The organism is Shewanella sp. 10N.286.51.B2 (assembly GCF_041469265.1).
GTDB lineage: Bacteria > Pseudomonadota > Gammaproteobacteria > Enterobacterales > Shewanellaceae > Shewanella.
The window spans coordinates 1-351 of the sequence record NZ_JBFRKH010000080.1; the positions used below are offsets into that span (position 1 = coordinate 1).

Here is a 351-nt window from a genome sequence, read left to right on the forward strand (position 1 = left end):
TGCCAGAAACAGGCGAACAATTGATCCGATTCATCGCTAGGGAGGCTGCCTTTAAAGGTATTGGTGAAAGCAAAGCAAGGGCGCTCTGGGAGCTTTTAGGTAAGAATTTTCATGCAACCTTGAGAAAAGATACGCCAGAGTCAAGAGAGCGGCTTAGAAGTGTTCTTAGCGAAGATTCCATTATCTCATTGTTTGAGGGGTATGCTAAATACAAGAATCTAGCTTACTGCAATTGGATGTCTGAACACAAGATACCTGCCAGTGTTCAGCAGCGTTTGCTGAAGTATCACACTGAGAAATCCATTGAAGCAATTAAACATAATCCTTATGTGCTAATTGGTTTCGGCATGA

Annotated in this window: 1 pseudogene; it reads left to right on the plus strand. The window is 42.5% G+C overall.

Annotation, left to right across the window (positions count from 1 at the left end):
* Nucleotides 1–351 (plus strand): annotated as a pseudogene (locus tag AB4140_RS18730) (AAA family ATPase); the annotation flags it as partial.